A 19231-nucleotide genomic window follows, 5' to 3' on the forward strand; every position below is an offset into this window, starting at 1 on the left:
ATATGAGACGGTTTTATTAAACAAATATACCCTCAATAATAGGTGCTTTAGGTCTCAGGTTCAGCACTTATGCGTTTGTTTTTACGAGGGTCGTTGCGTTTAAATAAGTCTTCATCAAACTTAAAGCGTAGTCTAAAATATGCGCCCTCTTGAGTGCTGTCATCATAAGCGATATCTTCATCTTCAAAACCCATGAAATTATAACCAAGCGACAACCATAGGTTGGTCATTGGACTATAACCAACTTCTGCCCCTAACATATAAGCCATATCATTGGCTTGATCGTTCCAATAAGTACCCGCTTGTACGCCAATGTCCCAGCGCTCACTGATATCATATAGACTACGTACATAAGCTGCATGTGCGGTGTTGTCGCTCTCAAGGTTATCTGCTTCGTATTGATTATACTTACCAGCATAATGTCCAGATAGCGTTAATGGACGTGTTGGATGGTAGTTACCACTCCATGACCATATTAGCGAATCTTTTTGATAGGGGTCCGTGCCTGTATTGTTATCGTCTAAACGATACTCAAGCTTTGCGAGCATATCTAACTGATTGCTATCATAGTCACGATATGCTGCACCAAGCTGGAAGCGGTTAATGGTACGATGACCATCATTATAATCGACACGTGAATAAATGTCTTTTGCCAGTAAAGTGACCTCATCGTTATAGCGATAGGCAATACCTGCGCTACCAAGCAATGTGTCACTAGTTTCGCCCCAGCGCTTTTCTAGACGGCCTGATGCCTTGTAATCTTCTTGAGCCAAGTATTCAACACCGAAACCAACAGCAGTTGCATTACTGTCTGCTTCCCCTTCAAGTGACTCGACACGCTCTAATAAGGTATTTAATGTTAGACCTTCTTGAACATACCATTTGTTTTTTAGGCCAATAGCAGCTTCGGCTTCACGTGCGCTAATGGCATCACGGGCACGGTATTCACTATAGACTTTACCATCTTTCATATAAGTAGCATCAAAACCAACGACAGTACGCTGACGCTCATCAGTATCATCAAGACCATAACTACCTGACAAGCTATTGATTAGATCATGACGTGCGTATAGTCGACCCAAATTACCCAATGGAGTTTCACCGCCAATAGACGTTGCGTTGCGTGCACTGTGCTCAACATCTTGCTCATATTCAGCAAATACCAAGGCTTTATTAAGCTTAGGCAGACGCGCAGTAACGCGAGCGCGAGCAGTCATGCCTTCGATATCTTTTTCTAGAGTATTGACACCGTTGAGTGCTGACTGATTAATCAGACTGTCATTAAATATTGGATTCTCATCTTCATCTACGATATCAGTGTCTATGACATCAGTTGCAGCCTGCGTATTACGCGAAGCAGCAGTCGCTTCTTGTTTATAATAACGTAGTCCAATCTCACCAACGATGTTTTGGCTTAAGCGCTGCTCAACACTAGCCTGTATGCCTTCGCGACTGGCATTGGTGGTATGGTCTTTAGTACGTATGCCTTCAAACTTTAGCGCAGTTTTCTTATTTTTAAACTTGTGACTAGCTTCTATCCCAGTTTCAGTACGTCCAGCAGTTAGGGGAGAGGCACCAGTCACAAAGCCTTCGTCGGCTTTATTGTAGTAAGCTTTAGCGCGAGTGCGGTTTTTATCATCGTAGTTTAGCTCGATACGTAGAGCGTCACCATCAGTGTCATCGCCTTCTTCAAGCTCTGTTGCATTGATCTGATTACTAGGCTCGTAGTTAGGATTACTCGCTTTGCTTTTGGCATACTCTGCCACCAGCTTTAGCTTATCGTTGAACTTAACAACACTATTAATGCTGGCAAGCTCTTCTTTGTTTAGTGGATCATCGCTATTGATATAGCTACCACCAACAGAGATTTTGTTGGTTAATTGCTGTTTGCCCGCCACACCGCCAACCCAATAGTTTTCGCCGCCTTCATCTACTTCAACAGTGACACGTAGGTAAATAGGATTGCCGTCGATATCTTGACTGGCAATAGGGGCTTTGAGATATAAGCTGCGACTAATAGGGTCAATCTCATAGTCAGCAAAGCGAGTTAAGGTTTCACGGCTTACGATAAGACCAGGATTGTTGGCATCGCGAGTAATGACTTCGATGGTTTCAGAGTTTTCAAGTACCGCGTCAAAGTCGCCCGCGAGTGGATAAGGGCCTGAAATACCGAGACCACGCGTTTCGTTGACACGTTGTGATGAACTGGTTTCAGCGACGAAAGTAGTAAGGCGACTATCTTCATCCTCAAATTGGGCTTTGATACCTGTTAAGGTGCGACTGTATTTACCCAGTTTGATGCCCTCATCATTGTCGATCTGAGTCTTTAGATCACCGTACATAGCAAATGAACGGCCTTTATCTAGGCGAATATATAGCTTACTAGTAGACTGAGCATCAAAACCCTTGGCTGATGAATCGCCGTAGACTGGATAGTATTCACCAGGCTCGATATCACGAAACAGACGTTCGCCTTTTTTGTCGCTATCATAGGCTAGGGTTAACAGATAATCACCGCGTACTTTACCCTTCAAAAACATCGCTGCACGACCAGACGCTGAATAGTCATCACTACCTGCAAACTCATGCAACTCTTGCTCAAATGCGCCTTGAGCATCTGTGATGTTGCCGCTATCGAAATCTTTTAATGATATAGCGCCTTCTACAATCCCCACCGCGATAAGTGGGCGTAGCTTGGCTGTAAACTGTAGCGGAATCACCTGCTTACTGCTACCAGTATCAATAATTAGCTCACCTTTACCAGGAGCGTTTGGTGCAATCACTGGAATCAACAGCTCGCCTCCTGAGACGCTAAACTGTGTACCGGCTTGATCTTTATTACTGTCTTTAAGATTGATACGGCCAATATTGGTATCGATGGTAATAGGGGTCGATGGAGTATAAGGACGGTTGTCACGATCTTTTAGACTAATGACGACTTGGTATTCGCTCACACCATCAGCTTCAATCAAACGCTCTTGAGTGCGATAATTAATCGCTTGCAAGCTATCGGGTGCAATAACCTCGATAGTTTGCTCTGAAATAACTTTACCTGTGACGTCAGTTGCGACACCGCGTAAAGTATTGCTACCGCGCTTAAAATCGACAGCATAATAATCAAAGGCGGTAACGCTTTGATTCGCTTGTTCTGCTGTTTTACCGATCTTCTCTTCTGATACCGCTTTGCCATTAGCATACAAAGTAAAGCTCGAACCTAGCGGTGCTTGAACTTGAACCAACTGCTTGTACGAATTTAGCTGTTGTCCTGCGCTCAAATTAATAAAAGCAACCTCGTTATCAGCCACCTTTTTTAAGTATTCTTCAAGCTCTTTTTGTTTGGGTGGTGCGATGGTATTGACCGTTAGCGTAGTACGCTCATCAATAGGATTGACCATATCCGCAACGATTGCTGAGTCACATTGAATACCACGGTCTAGCTCGTCGTTGGACTTACAGCCACTAGCATCGACATTATCATCGTTGTCAAGGTCGTAGTCAGGCTCCAAAGTTAGCTCGCTCTTGACCGCTTGCTCTAGCGCATCATTCTTGGCACTGATACTTTTGCTACGTGTGACAAGCTCTTGGTTTAGGCGCTCAGTACTATCGCCCATGCCGCCTACTAGCGCAAAATCCGCACGATGCATCTCGCCATATTTTAGGTCGACAAAACGGCTGCCCGCATCGCCTGCGTTACGGTTGCTTTGAGCAATGAGCTCGGTACCCACAGGTAGAGTCGTGCGATCGACTTTTAGTACATGAGTCTTGGCACTGACACCATAGAAGTTATATTTACCTTCAGGATCTGTGACGATGTAGTTACCGTTCTCCATATAAATGCGGACACCAGCGATACCTAACTCGCCATCTTCTTTTTGCTGAATACCGTCGCGGTTGATGTCATGATATATTTTACCAATGATGATACCATCGGTATTCATGACACCGCGGCTGACATCGATAGGCCACTGCGCCTCCAACGACGCCAATGTGTTGTTATTTTCATCACGGCCATGAGCAGTCGCGCGGTTGATACCGTCACCGCCTAACGCTGATGAGCCAATCAACACGCGATAATTAATATTTTTGCTCTCACCAATCGCCATGTCGCCGAGACCCAAAACTTGGTATTTACCAGCGGTTTTAAACTCAGTGGTTTGAGCCTTGTCAACACGTAGGCTACCAGTTACATAATCAAAGCCACGCGGTAAAGCATCTTTTAATTGGACATCGTAAGCAGTTGCCGCCCCATCATTCTTGACAGTGATACTATAATTGACATAGTCACCAATCTCAGCAGTTTTGACATCAGCTTCTTTGGTCACTTGCAAGTTAGGAGATTCATTGGTGATAGCAATCTCGCTACTGATTTGCTCATCAATATACCTAAAATTAGCCCCATTAGGCTGCTCGTCTAATCCAACTTCTTTATCAATACAGGCAACCATTTTGGCTTGTAGCGTATCGCCCTTTAATGTTTGGATGATATTGTCATTGATTGCATTGGCATTATTTTGCGTTGGTGCTGACAAACGGTACTTACCCGTGTTGTCACCGGTTTCGATAGCTTTAAGAGAGTAGGTGTCACCAGTTGCAGGAGAAGTGATGGTGACCCAAATTTGATCTGGTTTGTCGGATTGTACGTTACACTGTGCATAGCTGGCTTCGACATAAACGTCATTGCCAATTTGCAATGAGGGTTGATCACTGTCAAAGGATTTGTTTTTAAAACCAATATCTGACTTAACGATGACTAGGCTGTCAGTCTCTGTTACGGCTTTTATTGACGGATCTTCGACGACAGTTGCACCAAGCTTGATATCAATGGTTTCACCGTCTGTTGCATTGGCATCTGTTAATGCTTGGACGATTAGCTGAATACTTTCACCTTGTCCTAGTTTAATTTGAGCTGTTAGATTATCTAGTAAAAGTTGCTGATCCTCACCATCAACGATGCCGTTATTATTTAAGTCCTGATAGATTTTTATATTAGATAAAGTATCAGGTACTTTCAGCGTTAGATCGACAGTTTGAGTATTGTAACTGTTGCTTGTAAGTACGTTTACCCAACTGGCAGTATCGCCTGGTGCTACAGTTTTTAGAAGTGACTTACTTAAGTTGATACCATATTCAGGTAAGTCTGAAGCTTTAACTCGAACTTTATTTGATTCAGAGCTCAACGTCACACCAGTTTGGTTGTTAACGTTATAGCTTGCCTTAGCGATATTATCAATGATGCTAAGTAAATCAGACGTAGCTGCTGTAGCGGAATTTGATTGCATAAACAGTATAGCCGCAGTTAATGCAGATAACTTGGCTGCTTTAGCTGATAGACGAGTAGACTGAGATTTACAATGAAATGTCATATTACGTGGTTATCCAATCAAATCCAAAAAAGGGACTGTCTTTGCTTACTTTTATAACTATAACGATCTAAGCAAAGACAGCTTTTGTGTTATCTATAACCTTAGTCACAGATAACGGTAGAGAAAAACAAGTAATTTACACAATCCTAAATTGAGCCAGGAGCAGCACCATCAGGATTGATTTTTACTGAAAATATGAGTGCTGCATACTTTTGTGGGTCTAAACTTGGCACCGTACCACTGATAGCAGTAGAGCCTGCCGCTGCGCCATAAGTATTGTTTGCAGGTGAGTCGTTTGCATTGTCTACTTCAGCAAGCTTGACTGCAAAAGCAGGAGTAGTACTAGAGGTCAGTACCTGAGCTTTGTCATTAAAGCGAGCAGTAGTATCCGTTATGACCAAATCAGTGAAATTAAAACGAGCGTCTGAAGCTTCAAAGTTATTAAACGCTGTAATTTTATAGACGATACAGTCGCCAGGCTTAGCACCGACATCAGCCTGCGTAAAGACTAGCGACGCATTAGCATCACAAGTTTCGTTTAATGCTTGTTGCTTAACCAGTTTGAGACCTTTGACGACAGTCGTGTTTTCAACAGCACGCGCACCTGTAGAAGGAGCATCCTGCCCACCAACGACCAATGTAACTGTGGTTTTTTCGGTTGCATCAATAACAGCTTGTGTAGACTCTACTTTATAGTTGATGGTGACACTTGAGTTCGGTGCCATGCCAGTCCATGCTGCTCCGCCATTTTTAGGCACGGCTGTACTTAGATCATAATCGCCGTTACCGTCTTTTGTGACAGTATAGGTAGTATTAGCTGTGGCTGGGTTATCGTCAGCGTCGTATACCACTTCTACCGTGTTCGGTACTTGAGTGATTTGGTCATTGGCACCTTCAGTGATGGTAAACTTAATTTCACCGAGTTGATCGCCTTCGGTCTCTCTACCTGTATTTCTGATGACAGCTGAATGTGTGATTTGTGTGGTGTCGTCAGTAGTAGTTGGAATACCTTTGGTAGTAGGTGCTGTGATGCTGACAGCACGTTGGTTTGCGACTAAGGGAGCCGCTGAGTCACTACCAGTAGTTGTGCTAACAGTACCGTCTGTGACTTCACTATCATCAGCAGCTGGATAGAAGTTGGCAGTGTTTTGCTTAGGATCAGTGCTATCTGTCGTGTCGTAGATGGTCTGATTTTCACCAAGATTGAGGGTGACAGAAGCATGATTGATGATGTTTTTTGGGTCAGCAAGTGGTTCGGCTTGATCTTTTTGCACATCGAACGTGATTGTGGCTGTTTCACCTGGTAATAAATTTAAGAGAGTAACTCTGACACTATCGTTTGAATTACTGGTACCTTTACCTTCATTACCCGGTACGATAGTGGCATTATTACTGACACTTAAATTTGGCTGATCTGCTAAACGTAAGCCTTCTGGTAAGCCATCAAAGACAACGATGTTGTTGGCAGCAGCGGCATAAGGAGCCGTATCATCATTACGCACCGTGACGGTATAAGTCACCTTAGAGCTTGGATCATTCAAGTTTAAGGTGCTGTTTACCTTACTGGTGATTTTAAATACCGCTACTTTAGTAATACTGTTGTCAATGTTCGTCAGTGTTGCTTTGGTGGTATCAGCATTTGTAAAGAACTCACTGGTTGCTGATAACGTTAGATTCTGTGAGTCACCGCCGACGTTTCCAGCTGTTTTTGCAGCGATCGAAATGTCAGCGCGCTCATTAGGTTTAAGAGTAATATTGGTATTTTGGAACACAGTGCCAGTAACAGTGGTCGTGCTCTTTACAGAGTCATCTGCATTATAGATAGTGTAGGTGACATTGGTCGTGTCCAAATCGTATGAGCTGGCGTCTTGCGGGCTACCTGGAATAGTGCCACCTTGCGCCAAGTTAAGCGTATAGGTATCCTCTACGTTACCTGAGTTGGTTAAGGTATGGCTAAAAGTCACTCGACCTTTAGGTGTCACAGTCAAGCCACGGTTATAGTCATCAGCAGCGTTATCATCATCGTTTTTAGCTGTTAAGCTAAAAGCTGCACTTTGCGTGATGTTGACAGTTACTGGATTGGACTGAACAGCCGTTTGTGCAACTGTACCTATCTTATACGTCGCACTTGCTACGTTTTCAATAGTAGGAGTCGATGCAGCTGTTGATTCAGCGGCATTTGTAATATTATTTAAGCCAAAGGCTGCTACGATACCGGCTGTTAATACTGAGTATTTAAAGGTGCTGGATTTCATCCAGTGATGCTCCTGTGTAAGTAAATGAATAGCTAAGGTCAAAAGGTTTAGTTAACAGTCGTGTTAAGTGATACATCCGCCGATTTGTTCGCAGGAAGTAGTTTAATATTCCAGCGCAAGGCTTTGTATTCAGATAGTGGAACTTTAACGATTTTGCCGTCTACTTTGCGCATGAGCGGCATATCAGCATAGTTTTTGCCATCGATAGTCGCTTGTGCACTGTTTGGTTTTGCCTCACCAGTAAATACCATGTTGGTAGGGATGGGGAGAGTCACAGCGACATCATTGATAGACTGATCAATAACGTTAGTGTAAGTGGCGCGATACTGTATCGTTTCACCTTTTTGAGCATTCGATGCTGCGATGTAACTGACTTTACCATCAGCGGTTTTTACGATTTTATTGGCCTGTAGCTGCATTTTTAGAGCATCTGCTGCATACGATATATTGATTAAGCATGCAGACACTGTAGTGGCAATAAGCGCATGACGTAAAAATTGAAATGATTTCATATCATATTCCTCATTTGGATAATCTTTACATGCAATATCCTTGCCAACTTTAAAAACACGAATAAAAACAAATGTTTGCTCTAAAAATTCTCGACTTTCTTTGTATTTTCATTCTCACAAAAAACACGCAAATAATCACCAAAGAACCGATAAACGACGTTTATCGGTTCTTTAATGGATATAAGAGAATATTTAAAGAGTTGAGACTTTAGACTTCTAAGAAACAAGTCGATATAAGTTCATTTAGGGGGCTGTGTTTCTGGTGCCATATTTAGTGTTGAAATACAAAGTAGCTTTGGTCGGCTTTGTTGAAGATGCAGACGTTTTTAACAAATTAAAACTATCAGATATGATGGTCCCATTTTGGCCGATAGGCGCTGATGTATTGGTGCTTTTAAATACTGATGAAGGGTTTCCTAAAGGTTTGGGTAGATTAAAGACCGACTCAACAGGGGAGCGTTGTATAGAGTCGCTAATGCTAACTTCACTCAAGTCCACATGACCGCGATTATAGGCTTCTAACTTATAAGCAATACAGTTACCTGGCTTGACATCATTTGCAGGATTGGTGCTAAAGCCCGTCGTTGGTTGATTGGTAGTGGCAACATTGGGATAGCTGAGCGTGCTATCACAAGTATGCACATATTGAAACTTTCTAAGTACCAGGGCGGTGTTGTCTGCTTTTACTTCACCAAAATCAAGGTTACGGGTGACAGTACCAGAGCTGTTTTTTTCAGTTTTATAATTATAGACATTAGCGACAAGCGTAACTTCTTGAGTATTAACAGTCGTATCTTCGCTATATTCCCAAGGGTTTGGTTCAGTTTGGATCAGACAGACCTTTGATCTACCTACAAGCGCATTTTGACTGACATTGAAACTGTATCTACCTATGCTGGCAGCTGCACTTGAAACAGTTTGAGGGTTAGGTGAAGTCGATACGATATTGTTACCACTGCAATCAGTAAGTCTAATCTGTAAACCACTAGCAAAAATCCCTGATTCATTGCTATCAAATATACCATTGTAGTAGTTGTTGTTACTTGTAAAAGTAGACGAGATATCTTGCTTAGTACTGGCGTTAGCAGTGATACCACCGTTGTCATTAAAGACGATACCTGCAAAGGTATAATTAAATGGCGCAGTAGCAGATTGGCTATTGGTAATAGTACAGGTAATCTCATCCCCATAAGTGGCGTTGGCAATAGTAAATGAGCGGGTTTTAGCACTGGCGTTATAAGTCATCGCAGTCGTAGGCATTATGGTCGTACTGCCATTTGTCGCGTTGTTACAAGTGTAAGCGGCATCATAATTAATGATATCGCCGTTGTTTTGATTGTTCGTCACGCGCTCAGTAACCGTATAGGTCGTATTGGTCGCAAGCTCTACTACGCCGCTATTGTCATTAGTCACGACTTGTCCTGTACCAGTCGTTTCAAACGTTTTTAATGACGTCGTACTATTACTGATATTGATTGCAAACTGATCGCGATTAACATTAGAGTCATTAACCCGATTATCATTGAGTTGCTTTTTTACGATTATCTTAGGAGGAGCAAGACAGAAATAAAAGTCCGAATAACCAATAGCATGAGGGCTATTTCTTTGCGTGAACGTATTGCTATGCTTTAGATTGAGAAGAGCATCAGCAATGTTATAATTCCAAGCCGCATCAATAGTACATTCTCCACTACCACAGTTCAGTCCTTCACGAGCTCTTACGATATCATTAGCAGTATTGATAGTGTGGAAGTTAGCATTAGCAGTTAGTTGTCCTTTATTAGCAGAGACATCGACTTGTTCAATATAGGGCACTTGACCAGAGCTGCCAGTTGAATCCAAATCCTGTATTTTGTAGCCCATTTTACTTACTGGACGATTGATACTGATATCCAAATTATGATTGGTTCTGGTAGTAGGGGAGTTGTGAATTAAATTGATCGCTGATGTAGTAGCACCATTGATAGATCCATAAAAAGGAGGCGTACCGCCATAGTTACTATTTAAATCCAAAAGCAGCGGAAAATTAATCAAAAAAGTCTTATTACCAGATGGCTCTACAAAGGTAAAAGTATTAGAGGGATTGCCTGTTGACCAATTAAGGGTTTGCGAATTAATCGGGCTATATGCTGGTGGATTTGCGCCAATGTAATACATTTTATGGGTGGCGGGGCAACTGCCTACTGCCGAGCTTGGAGTGGCTGCTGGCAAAAATGGGTTGGCAAGTACGTTTTGACTATGTGTGCTTAATCCTATAAACAACATAGTAGATGTCGTCAAACCAAGCGCTATCCGAGCGTTTATATATGCTTTATACATAGGGTGGCTGCTTTTTTGCATCTTATTCTCTCGAGGCTAAATTTACTTTGGACATCGCAATGTTGAATGGACAAAGTATTTGTGTCGTAAACGGTAGATTGTCAAAGGCAAAAAGTCGCCAAATTCAAATAGACCATGCAAAATATATGCCACTAAATAAATATCGATCTAGCTCGTTACTATTAGAATAAAACGCTCGAATAAATCTGAAGCTTTTATCCTAAAAAGATGAGGGTTGATTAGGTATAAAGGTATGAATGTGAGTGCTGAACAGAGCTAGTAAGATGTTAAGCTTGAAAACAGAAATTAAAAAAGTCTTCCTTAACCAGAGATTAGGGAAGACTTCGTAAACTTTAAATATCGTACAGAAAACCGGGCTAAGATTAATTAGTACCTGTTTGAGAGATCTTCGCAGAGAAGTAGATAGTACCTGTCTCACTTGCTGCTAGGCTACCGAACGTGCCTACCAAGTTTGGCGCATTATAAGTTGCTGTAGCTGCAGGTGAGCTGCCTGAAGTTTCAGACGTAAAGTCGCCTTCGTAGATAATCTTAGGTGTCTCTAACGTATCTGTTACGGTAAGACCGTTAATCACTTTTGTCGTATCGGAAAAAGTATTCTCGGCAGTAATTTTATAATAAACGCAGTTGCCTGGTTTGGCTTCACCACCACTAATAGAGTCAGTTGTCCAGCTAAGTGTGCTCAAATCTGCTTTACAAGCGGCTACTGCTTGATACTTGAGTAGATTGACTCCTTTCATAGTAGTAGTCGAGCTTACACTGGTGTTAGCAGGTGCAGGAGTACCGGCGACTGGACCTTGTGGTAGTACAGTAATAGCCATCGTTTCAGAGTCATCGATATTGTTGGTGCCACCTGTAAGATTGCTGCCTGAACCATTTGTATTTACTTTTACACCGATTTTCACAAAATCATCGGGTGCTAGACCAGACTTGGCTGCTTCATTAAGATCATACCCATTAGCCGTTTTGGTCAAAATAGTTTCGCCACTATCATAGCTACCATTATCATTAGCATCAACGAACACTTCTGCTTCATTAATAGTGATGCTGTCATCATTAGCAGTCGGGACAATTGTAAAATAGACTTTGTCTGTATCAGCAGCTTCGACTATATCTGTACCTTTATTGGTAATAGTATAGATATAAGTATTGTTTTGGCTGATGAGGGCAACTTCTTTGTCTAGAGTGTTGCTTTCAATCGCGAGGTTACGGGTCTGGCTACTGGTGGTAATAGTAGCGTTAGAGTTGTTATCTTTACCTTTGTAATTAGTAGCAGTGGTATCTTCATAGGTTGTTTCAGTAACACCACCTGCCGAATCACCTGAGCTATCAACAAGATCATAAGAACCATTACCATCAACATCATCTTCAACGAGTGCATAGTTGGTGATATTGGTGCCAGTAGCCGGCGTAGTCGTATCTTTCTTTGCACGGAAAGTAACGGTGATGGTTTCATTCATTTTGATATCTTGACCAATAACAGTTATCTCTTTGCCATTGGTTGAAATATTTGCATCCTTAGCTGTACTTGTACCAGACGCGACTACGGTAGGCGCTATATAATTGTCTTCTCCAGACTTTATAGCCACCAAACCATTAGGTAAGGCGTCAGTAATTCTTACTGCTGTACCATTGATATTACCTTCGTTTTTTACAGTAATTTTATAGTCAACATAGGCGCCGGCATTATTGGTATCGAATGTTTTATTGCCAAGGTTGGTGGTCGCAGATTTGGTAATGGCGTAGACAGGAGTGGTTGTAATAGCGTTATTGGTGTTGGTCGCTTTTTTATCTGCTGCCGTCTGACCTTTATCTGTAAGATATTTACTAGTCGCTGTAACGGTAAAGGATGTGTCATTACCGATAACGCGATCAGAGCTCGTGGTCGCAATAATAGTAATGTCAGCAGTTTGGCTTGGCTTAAGCGTTATCGTCCCACCAATTGCAATGGTCTCAGAGTTACCGACATTGGTATTGCCTTCTTTTATTTGATATTTGATGGCAGCGCTAGCAGGCAAGCTGTTTGACGGATTCGCCAAACTAATAGTATAGGTATCAGAGATGTTACCATCGTTACTGAGCGTATGATTGAAGTCTACAGAAGAACCAGCGGCAGGATTGATAGCCACGTCTTCGTTTAGGTCATCACCAATGTTACCATCATCATTTTTAGCAACTAAGCTAAATGCACCCGTTTCAGTCACGTTGACGATGACTTCATTCGACTCCGCTGTTTGTTGATTGGAATTGTCTGCGACTGTATAAGTAGCTGTTGCCTTGTTCGCCACCGAAAAAGCATCCTTCTCGTCATATACTACCTCAGCCGCATTTGCAGCAGTCATACTCATGGCGGCTACGATGCCAGCTGTTAATACTGAATGTTTGAATATATTAGTTCTCATATGATAACTCTCCTAAAAGTACTGCAAAAAGTGGTTAAAATTATTAATTGATAACAGTATTAAGGGACACGTCTGCTAGTTTGTTTGCTGGGAGCCATTTAATGTTCCAGCGCAGCGCTTTATATTCGGTCAATGGAACCTTGACGACTTTGCCATTTACTTTGCGCATCAGAGGCATATCTGCATAGTTTTTACCATCAATAGTTGCTTGAGCACTTTTTGGCTTTGCTTCACCAGTAAAGGTCATGTTGGCAGGTATAGGCAGAGTCACAGCGACATCACTAATCGGTTGATTAATCGTATTGGTATAGGTTGCCCGGTACTGTACTGTCTCACCTGACTGAGCGTTTGATGCAACGACATAACGAGCTTTACCGTCGGCGTTTTTTATAATTTTATTGGCTTGTAGTTCCATCTTTAAAGCGTCTGTCGCTTGAGCGCTATGAAAACAAGCTATAGATGCTATCGTGGTTGTCATTATTATTTTTAGGTAATGTTTAGCTGTCATGATCATAATTAACTCCTCTCTCAATTTATTAATTGGGCGGTGTAAAAGTCTAAATATAGAATGGATCTAACTTCTTTAAAGAAAGCTAACTAGCCTTGTACGTTTCTAAAGACAAAAGATATACGTACATCTTATGTTGTAAAATGTATATTTATATTAATAAGACTCGTTAAGTATTGTTATATAGCTGATGGAGAATATAAACGGAAATTACCCATAATGCGTCCGAAATCAGATGGATGGAGTTTTGGACTTGTTAAGCGGTAATGGCTAAAATCCAGCCTTGTTTAAGTATTTATTATCAGTTCTACATTTATAGTCTTTTAACTAAAATGATAAAAATGATAAATCTGACTGAGTTAAATATAGATGTTGCAAACTACTTAGACTGCGTTGAACCATACTGAGTATTAAAATAAAAGACACGTTTCTCTCTTTTAGGTAGAGTTGCAGATACAGTCTTGATCGTGCCATTTTGTCCATTGCTTAGACCATCACTAAAAACCCCAGCTGCTCGGGCTGGAGCAGCTAGTACAGAAGTCACAGTAGAATCTGCAGGGTTGTTAGGGTCTTCTCGCTGTAGGATGTCTTGCATGACAAAGTTATGAATAGCAATATTTGCTCGATTGGTTGCAGTGATTTTGTAGGCAATGCACTGACCGGGTCTAATGTCTGTACCTGCTCCAGTTGTGGAACTAGAAAGCGGGTTTTTGCTATAGGTTAGGTTGGCAAAATTAGTAAACTTACAGTCGTTTGCAGCTTGCTCTTTTTCTAGTACTAGGGCGGCATTGTTGGCAACGACTCTTCCAAAGTTATTGTCCGAATAAACATAATTACCTTCACCTAAAGAGAGATTATGTTTTTGAGTAGTTGTGCGAATAGAATAGGCTGGGTTTGTACTATTGTTAGTTTCAATAATGCAGACAGTCTTGTTACCAGTCAATTCAAAACCAGTTAATGTGATTTGATATCTGCCTATATTGCTCCCCGAGTTTTCTACAGTTTTTGTGGCATAGACTGTAGTAGTGTCGGCACAGTTCACCAAACTAACGGTACTACCAGCTATTCCAGTTTCTGTAGTATCAAACAGTCCATTAAAATAAAGTGTATTGTTATATGCACCACTATCTATAGTAGCGTTTCTAATGTCTGCCTGAGCTTCAGTGATACCACCGTTATCATTAAAGACAGTACCTGAGAATGTATAGCTCGCTGGACCGTTGGTAATGGTACAAGTGATCTCATCACCATAAGTAGTATTGGCAATAGTGAATGATCGAGTTTTGGCAGCTGCATCATATTGCATCGCAGCAGTGGGCATGACGGTTGTGCTACCAGTTGTGGCATTAGTACAGGTGTAAGTCGCATTATAATTGGCTATATCACCAAGCATAGATCCGTTTATGACTCTTTCAGTAATCGTATACGTTGTGCTTTCGGCTAAATTTATGACGTTGCTACTATTGCTAGTAATCGTTGAGCCTGTACCCGTGGTTGTAAAGCTATTGCTAGCGACAGAACCACCAGTTACTTTTATTTCAAATTGGTCGCGTTTGGCATTACTGTCATTAACACGCGTACCGTTCAAGACTTTTTTGACAACTAGCTTTGGTGGGGCAAGACAGAAGTAGAAGTCTGAGTAGCCTACGATATGTGCACCATTAATTTCTCGCTTTGTATTGTTATGTTTTAAACTCAAAGGAGTATTAGCAATATTGTAATTCCAACTAGTATCAATGTTACATTCTCCGACCCCGCAGTTTTCGCCCTCTCTTGCCGTTACTATATTATTATTGGCATTAACAGTTTGAAAAATACTATTAAATGTCAGTTTTCCATTATTGGTAGATACATCTACTTGCTCAATATAGGGTGTAAAACTGAAAAAATAGTAGTTCACCTTTGTAGAGTCTAGATCTTGTATTTTATAGCCTGTTTTACTTACAGAACGATTAATACTTATATTTAAAATATGATTAGTTTTTGCGCTAGTAGAATCATGAGATAAGTTAAGGGCAGACGAAGTAACACCGTTGACGGATCCATAAAATGGTGGTTGACCATAGTCATTGTTTAGATCTACTGCTAGAGGAAAATTAATGTTAAAGATTTTATTACCTGTAGCTTCAGTAAATGTAAAATCCTTCGTGATACTTCCTGCGCTCCAACTTAGAGATTGAGTTTCTATAGGAGTATGTTTTGGTGGACTTGCGCCTATATAATACATTTTATGTCCAGATGGACAGCTAGCTATTTCGGAAGTTGGGGAAGACTCAAAAAGGTTGAGGTTAGCTACAGATAAGTTACTCACTAACAGAGAAATGATAAAAGCTATCAACGCTAGTATTCGGTATATATAGTGATTAAATGAATAGCTACTAATTAAATCTAAAAAGCGTTGAACTTGATGCATAGTATTGTTCCCAAACCAAATATAGGTTTAATTTGTATACTTATTTATTATTTCTATACATATTATTTAATATATTATGTTAGAAGATATGTAATATAGCTTCCATATATATGGCTACCAGCGGTTGATTTGATACGATGAGGGTTGTTTAGTTATAGGGTAAATACAGTTGATGCCTAAGAAAACAGAATGGGAATAGAAGAGATGAAGTGTATTTTTTATTATCATTTTTAAAAAAACTAATCGCTATTTATTTATAAAATACTTGTTATGTTGTCATTTCTCTACAGCCATAAACATTTGCATCATAAGCGCTTATAATAAATACCTATCCCTGTTTTATAATCATACATATAGGTATTGTAAGTATGGTTGATAACTGACGTTAATGATCAAAGAGGTTGGGCAGCCAATATTGTATTTGAGCTTGTTAACCCTTTAATTACAAAGAACATTATTCGTATAACTGCATGAGACAATCAAATGCTTAAGCGCAGTAAGGACGTCGTAAAGTAAACCATATCTCATCACACACTATTTAATAACGACCTACCATAAGGTGGGAATGACTCATATAAAAGGACAGACAAAGATGAATTATTATAAGGATGCTGATAGCACCGAAACGCAAGAATGGTTGGAAGCTTTTGAATCCGTCATTAAGCATGCCGATAAAGATCGGGCGCAGTTCTTACTCAAAGCTTTATACAATATGGCGGTACAAGAAGGGCTACCATTTAACCGCCTAGATACGGCCTACATTAATACGATTGCAGTCGAAGATGAGCCTATGTATCCTGGTGATCTGGCTATCGAGCGTAAGATTCGTGCTTTGATTCGCTACAATGCCTTGGCGATGGTCATGCGTGCGAATAAGAACGATGATGATTTGGGTGGTCACTTGGCGACATTTGCCTCTAGTGCGACTCTTTATGAGACTGGCTTCAACCATTTTTTCCGTGCCGCTAACGACCACTTCGGTGGCGATATGGTCTACTATCAAGGTCACTCAGCACCAGGTATCTATGCCCGCTCTTATTTAGAAGGCCGTTTGACAGAAGAGCAGCTTGATAATTTTCGTCGTGAAGTCGGCGGTAAAGGTCTATCAAGCTACCCACATCCATACTTAATGCCAGACTACTGGCAGTTCCCAACTGTATCAATGGGTCTTGGACCTATTATGTCGATCTATCATGCTCACGTGCATCGCTACATGGAAAACCGCGGTTTGCTAGAGGCTGAGGGTCGTAAGATTTGGACATTTTTGGGAGATGGCGAAACTGATGAGCCAGAAAGCTTAGGTGCAATCTCACTTGCCGGTCGCGAAAAGCTCGATAACCTCATATGGGTAATCAACTGTAACCTACAGCGACTCGATGGCCCAGTGCGTGGTAACGGCAAAATTATTCAAGAGCTTGAGTCTGTCTTTCGCGGTGCCGGCTGGCGCGTAATTAAAGTTATTTGGGGCGGCAAGTGGGATACGCTACTGGATAAAGATGAAACTGGCGTACTAAAACACCGTATGGAAGAGGTGGTCGATGGTGAGTACCAGCTTTATGAAGCACGCCAGCCTGAATTTACCCGCAAAGAATTTTTCGGTAAATATCCAGAGCTTGAAGAGATGGCAAGTGAGCTAACTGATTATGATATCTCACGCCTAAACCGCGGTGGTCATGACCCAATGAAAGTGTACGCTGCCTTTAGTGAAGCAATGAAAACCAAAGGTCAGCCGACCGTTGTCTTGGTTAAAACTGTTAAAGGTTACGGCCTATCTACCCAAGCGCAAGCGGTCAATAAGTCGCATCAGATCAAAAAGCTGGATCAAGACTCGTTGATGTATTTCCGAGATCGTTTTGAGTTGCCGTTTACGGATGAACAATTAGAGACCTTACCATTTTATCGTCCCGAAGAAAATTCACCAGAAATGAAATATCTAAAAGGGCGTCGTGAGGCCTTAGGTGGTCATCTACCAAACCGCCGTAGTGGTCATATTCCGCTTCCTATTCCTGACTTGTCTATCTTTGATCGAGTATTAAAAGGCAGTAACGGTAAAGAGCAATCAACGACGATGGTGTTCGTGCGTTTATTATCAGCGATGTTAAAAAACAAAGACATCCAAGACCGTGTGGTACCTATTGTACCTGATGAAGCACGTACGTTTGGTTTAGAAGGTATGTTCCGTCAATTAGGTATCTACTCAGCTTCTGGGCAAAAATACACGCCTGAAGACAGTGAAGCTTTGATGGGTTATAAAGAAGCCATCGATGGTCATATGTTAGAAGAAGGCATCAATGAAGCGGGTGCGATGAGTACTTGGATTGCACTAGCAACCAGTTATTCTGTCAACGCCTTACCGATGATTCCTCTATATATTTACTATTCTATGTTTGGTTTCCAACGCGTTGGTGACTTGGCATGGGCAGCTGGTGACTGTCAGGCACAGGGCTTTTTGTTAGGAGCAACTGCTGGTCGTACTACGCTAAATGGTGAAGGCTTACAGCATCAAGATGGCCATTCACAAATTCTCTTTAACGTCGTGCCCAATTGTGTGACTTATGATCCTTGTTTTGGTTATGAGCTAGCAGTAGTGATGCATGATGGTCTGCGCCGGATGTATGGCGAAGGGGAACGTGTTTTTTATTACTTAACCCTAATGAATGAGAACTACGAGCAACCTGAAATGCCAGAGGGTGTTGAAGAAGGCATCAAACGCGGTATGTACTTGCTTGAAGACAATGGTTCAAGCCAAGTTCAGCTATTAGGTTCTGGTGTTATCTTACGTGAAGTACAAAAAGCATCAAAAATACTAAAAGATGAGTTCAATATCACATCTAACGTATGGAGTGTGACCAGCTTTAATGAGCTGACTCGTGATGGTATGGCTTGTGATGATTACAACCGTTTGCATCCTATGGAAGAAGAAAAGGTATCATGGGTGACAGAGCAGCTTGCACCGCATGAAGGTATCGTGGTTGCAGCAACGGACTATATGCGCAATTACTCAGAGCAAATCCGTGGTTGGTTACCGGATAACCGTCCTTATACTACTTTAGGTACAGATGGCTATGGTCGCTCAGATACGCGTGAACAGTTACGTAGTTTCTTCCACGTAGATGCTGCTCATATTGTAGTTGCAACGCTTAAACGCTTAGCTGATGAAGGTGAAGTGGAGATGCGTTTGGTCAAAGATGCTATCTCAAGCTTTGATATTGAAGTAGATCAGCCGCCTGCATGGCAGCAGCAGCCTTATTATGATCATTTCCCAGATGCGCCAGCCCCAGCATCTGACAACGTTAATCCAAATCCTGTACCTGAGTTTGATGATGAAGATGACGATGAGATTAGCACAGAAGGCCGCGCTGAAGATCAAGCTGATGCCAAATTACTTAATGATGGTGACGTCGAAGAATAATAGCTAAATAATAACTATAAGACGTTGTA

The 19231-nt window shown here is 41.5% G+C and carries 8 protein-coding genes; 1 reads left to right on the forward strand and 7 read right to left on the reverse strand.

The window, feature by feature from the left end; all coding sequences use genetic code 11:
- Positions 1-47 precede the first annotated feature (47 nt).
- From Q0895_RS07950 to Q0895_RS07980, 7 genes are all read right to left on the reverse strand, one after another.
- Complete coding sequence (locus tag Q0895_RS07950) at positions 48-5363, reverse strand: hypothetical protein (RefSeq protein ID WP_299187451.1); 5316 nt, start codon at positions 5361-5363, stop codon at positions 48-50.
- A 146-nt stretch (positions 5364-5509) separates the two neighbouring features.
- A complete protein-coding gene (locus Q0895_RS07955; RefSeq protein WP_299187453.1) occupies positions 5510-7618 on the reverse strand; it encodes a hypothetical protein in 2109 nt (702 codons plus the stop codon).
- Between the two features lie 47 nt (positions 7619-7665).
- Positions 7666-8130 carry a hypothetical protein gene (locus tag Q0895_RS07960; protein ID WP_299187455.1) on the reverse strand — a complete coding sequence of 155 codons (465 nt, stop codon included), beginning with the start codon at positions 8128-8130 and terminating at the stop codon, positions 7666-7668.
- 243 nt (positions 8131-8373) lie between these two features.
- Positions 8374-10449, reverse strand: a complete 2076-nt coding sequence (locus Q0895_RS07965) for a hypothetical protein (RefSeq protein ID WP_299187457.1) — start codon at positions 10447-10449, stop codon at positions 8374-8376.
- Positions 10450-10832: 383 nt separating this feature from the next.
- Positions 10833-12869, reverse strand: coding sequence for a hypothetical protein (locus Q0895_RS07970; protein WP_299187463.1), 2037 nt, complete (start codon positions 12867-12869; stop codon positions 10833-10835).
- Positions 12870-12912: 43 nt separating this feature from the next.
- Complete coding sequence (locus Q0895_RS07975) at positions 12913-13377, reverse strand: hypothetical protein (protein WP_299187465.1); 465 nt, start codon at positions 13375-13377, stop codon at positions 12913-12915.
- Positions 13378-13756: 379 nt separating this feature from the next.
- Complete coding sequence (locus Q0895_RS07980; RefSeq protein WP_299187467.1) at positions 13757-15790, reverse strand: hypothetical protein; 2034 nt, start codon at positions 15788-15790, stop codon at positions 13757-13759.
- Positions 15791-16382: 592 nt separating this feature from the next.
- Here Q0895_RS07980 and aceE point away from each other — a divergent pair.
- Positions 16383-19202, forward strand: coding sequence for a pyruvate dehydrogenase (acetyl-transferring), homodimeric type (gene aceE / locus Q0895_RS07985; RefSeq protein ID WP_299187469.1), 2820 nt, complete (start codon positions 16383-16385; stop codon positions 19200-19202).
- The last annotated feature ends 29 nt before the right edge of the window (positions 19203-19231 follow it).

This window comes from uncultured Psychrobacter sp., from assembly GCF_947495825.1.
Lineage (GTDB): Bacteria > Pseudomonadota > Gammaproteobacteria > Pseudomonadales > Moraxellaceae > Psychrobacter.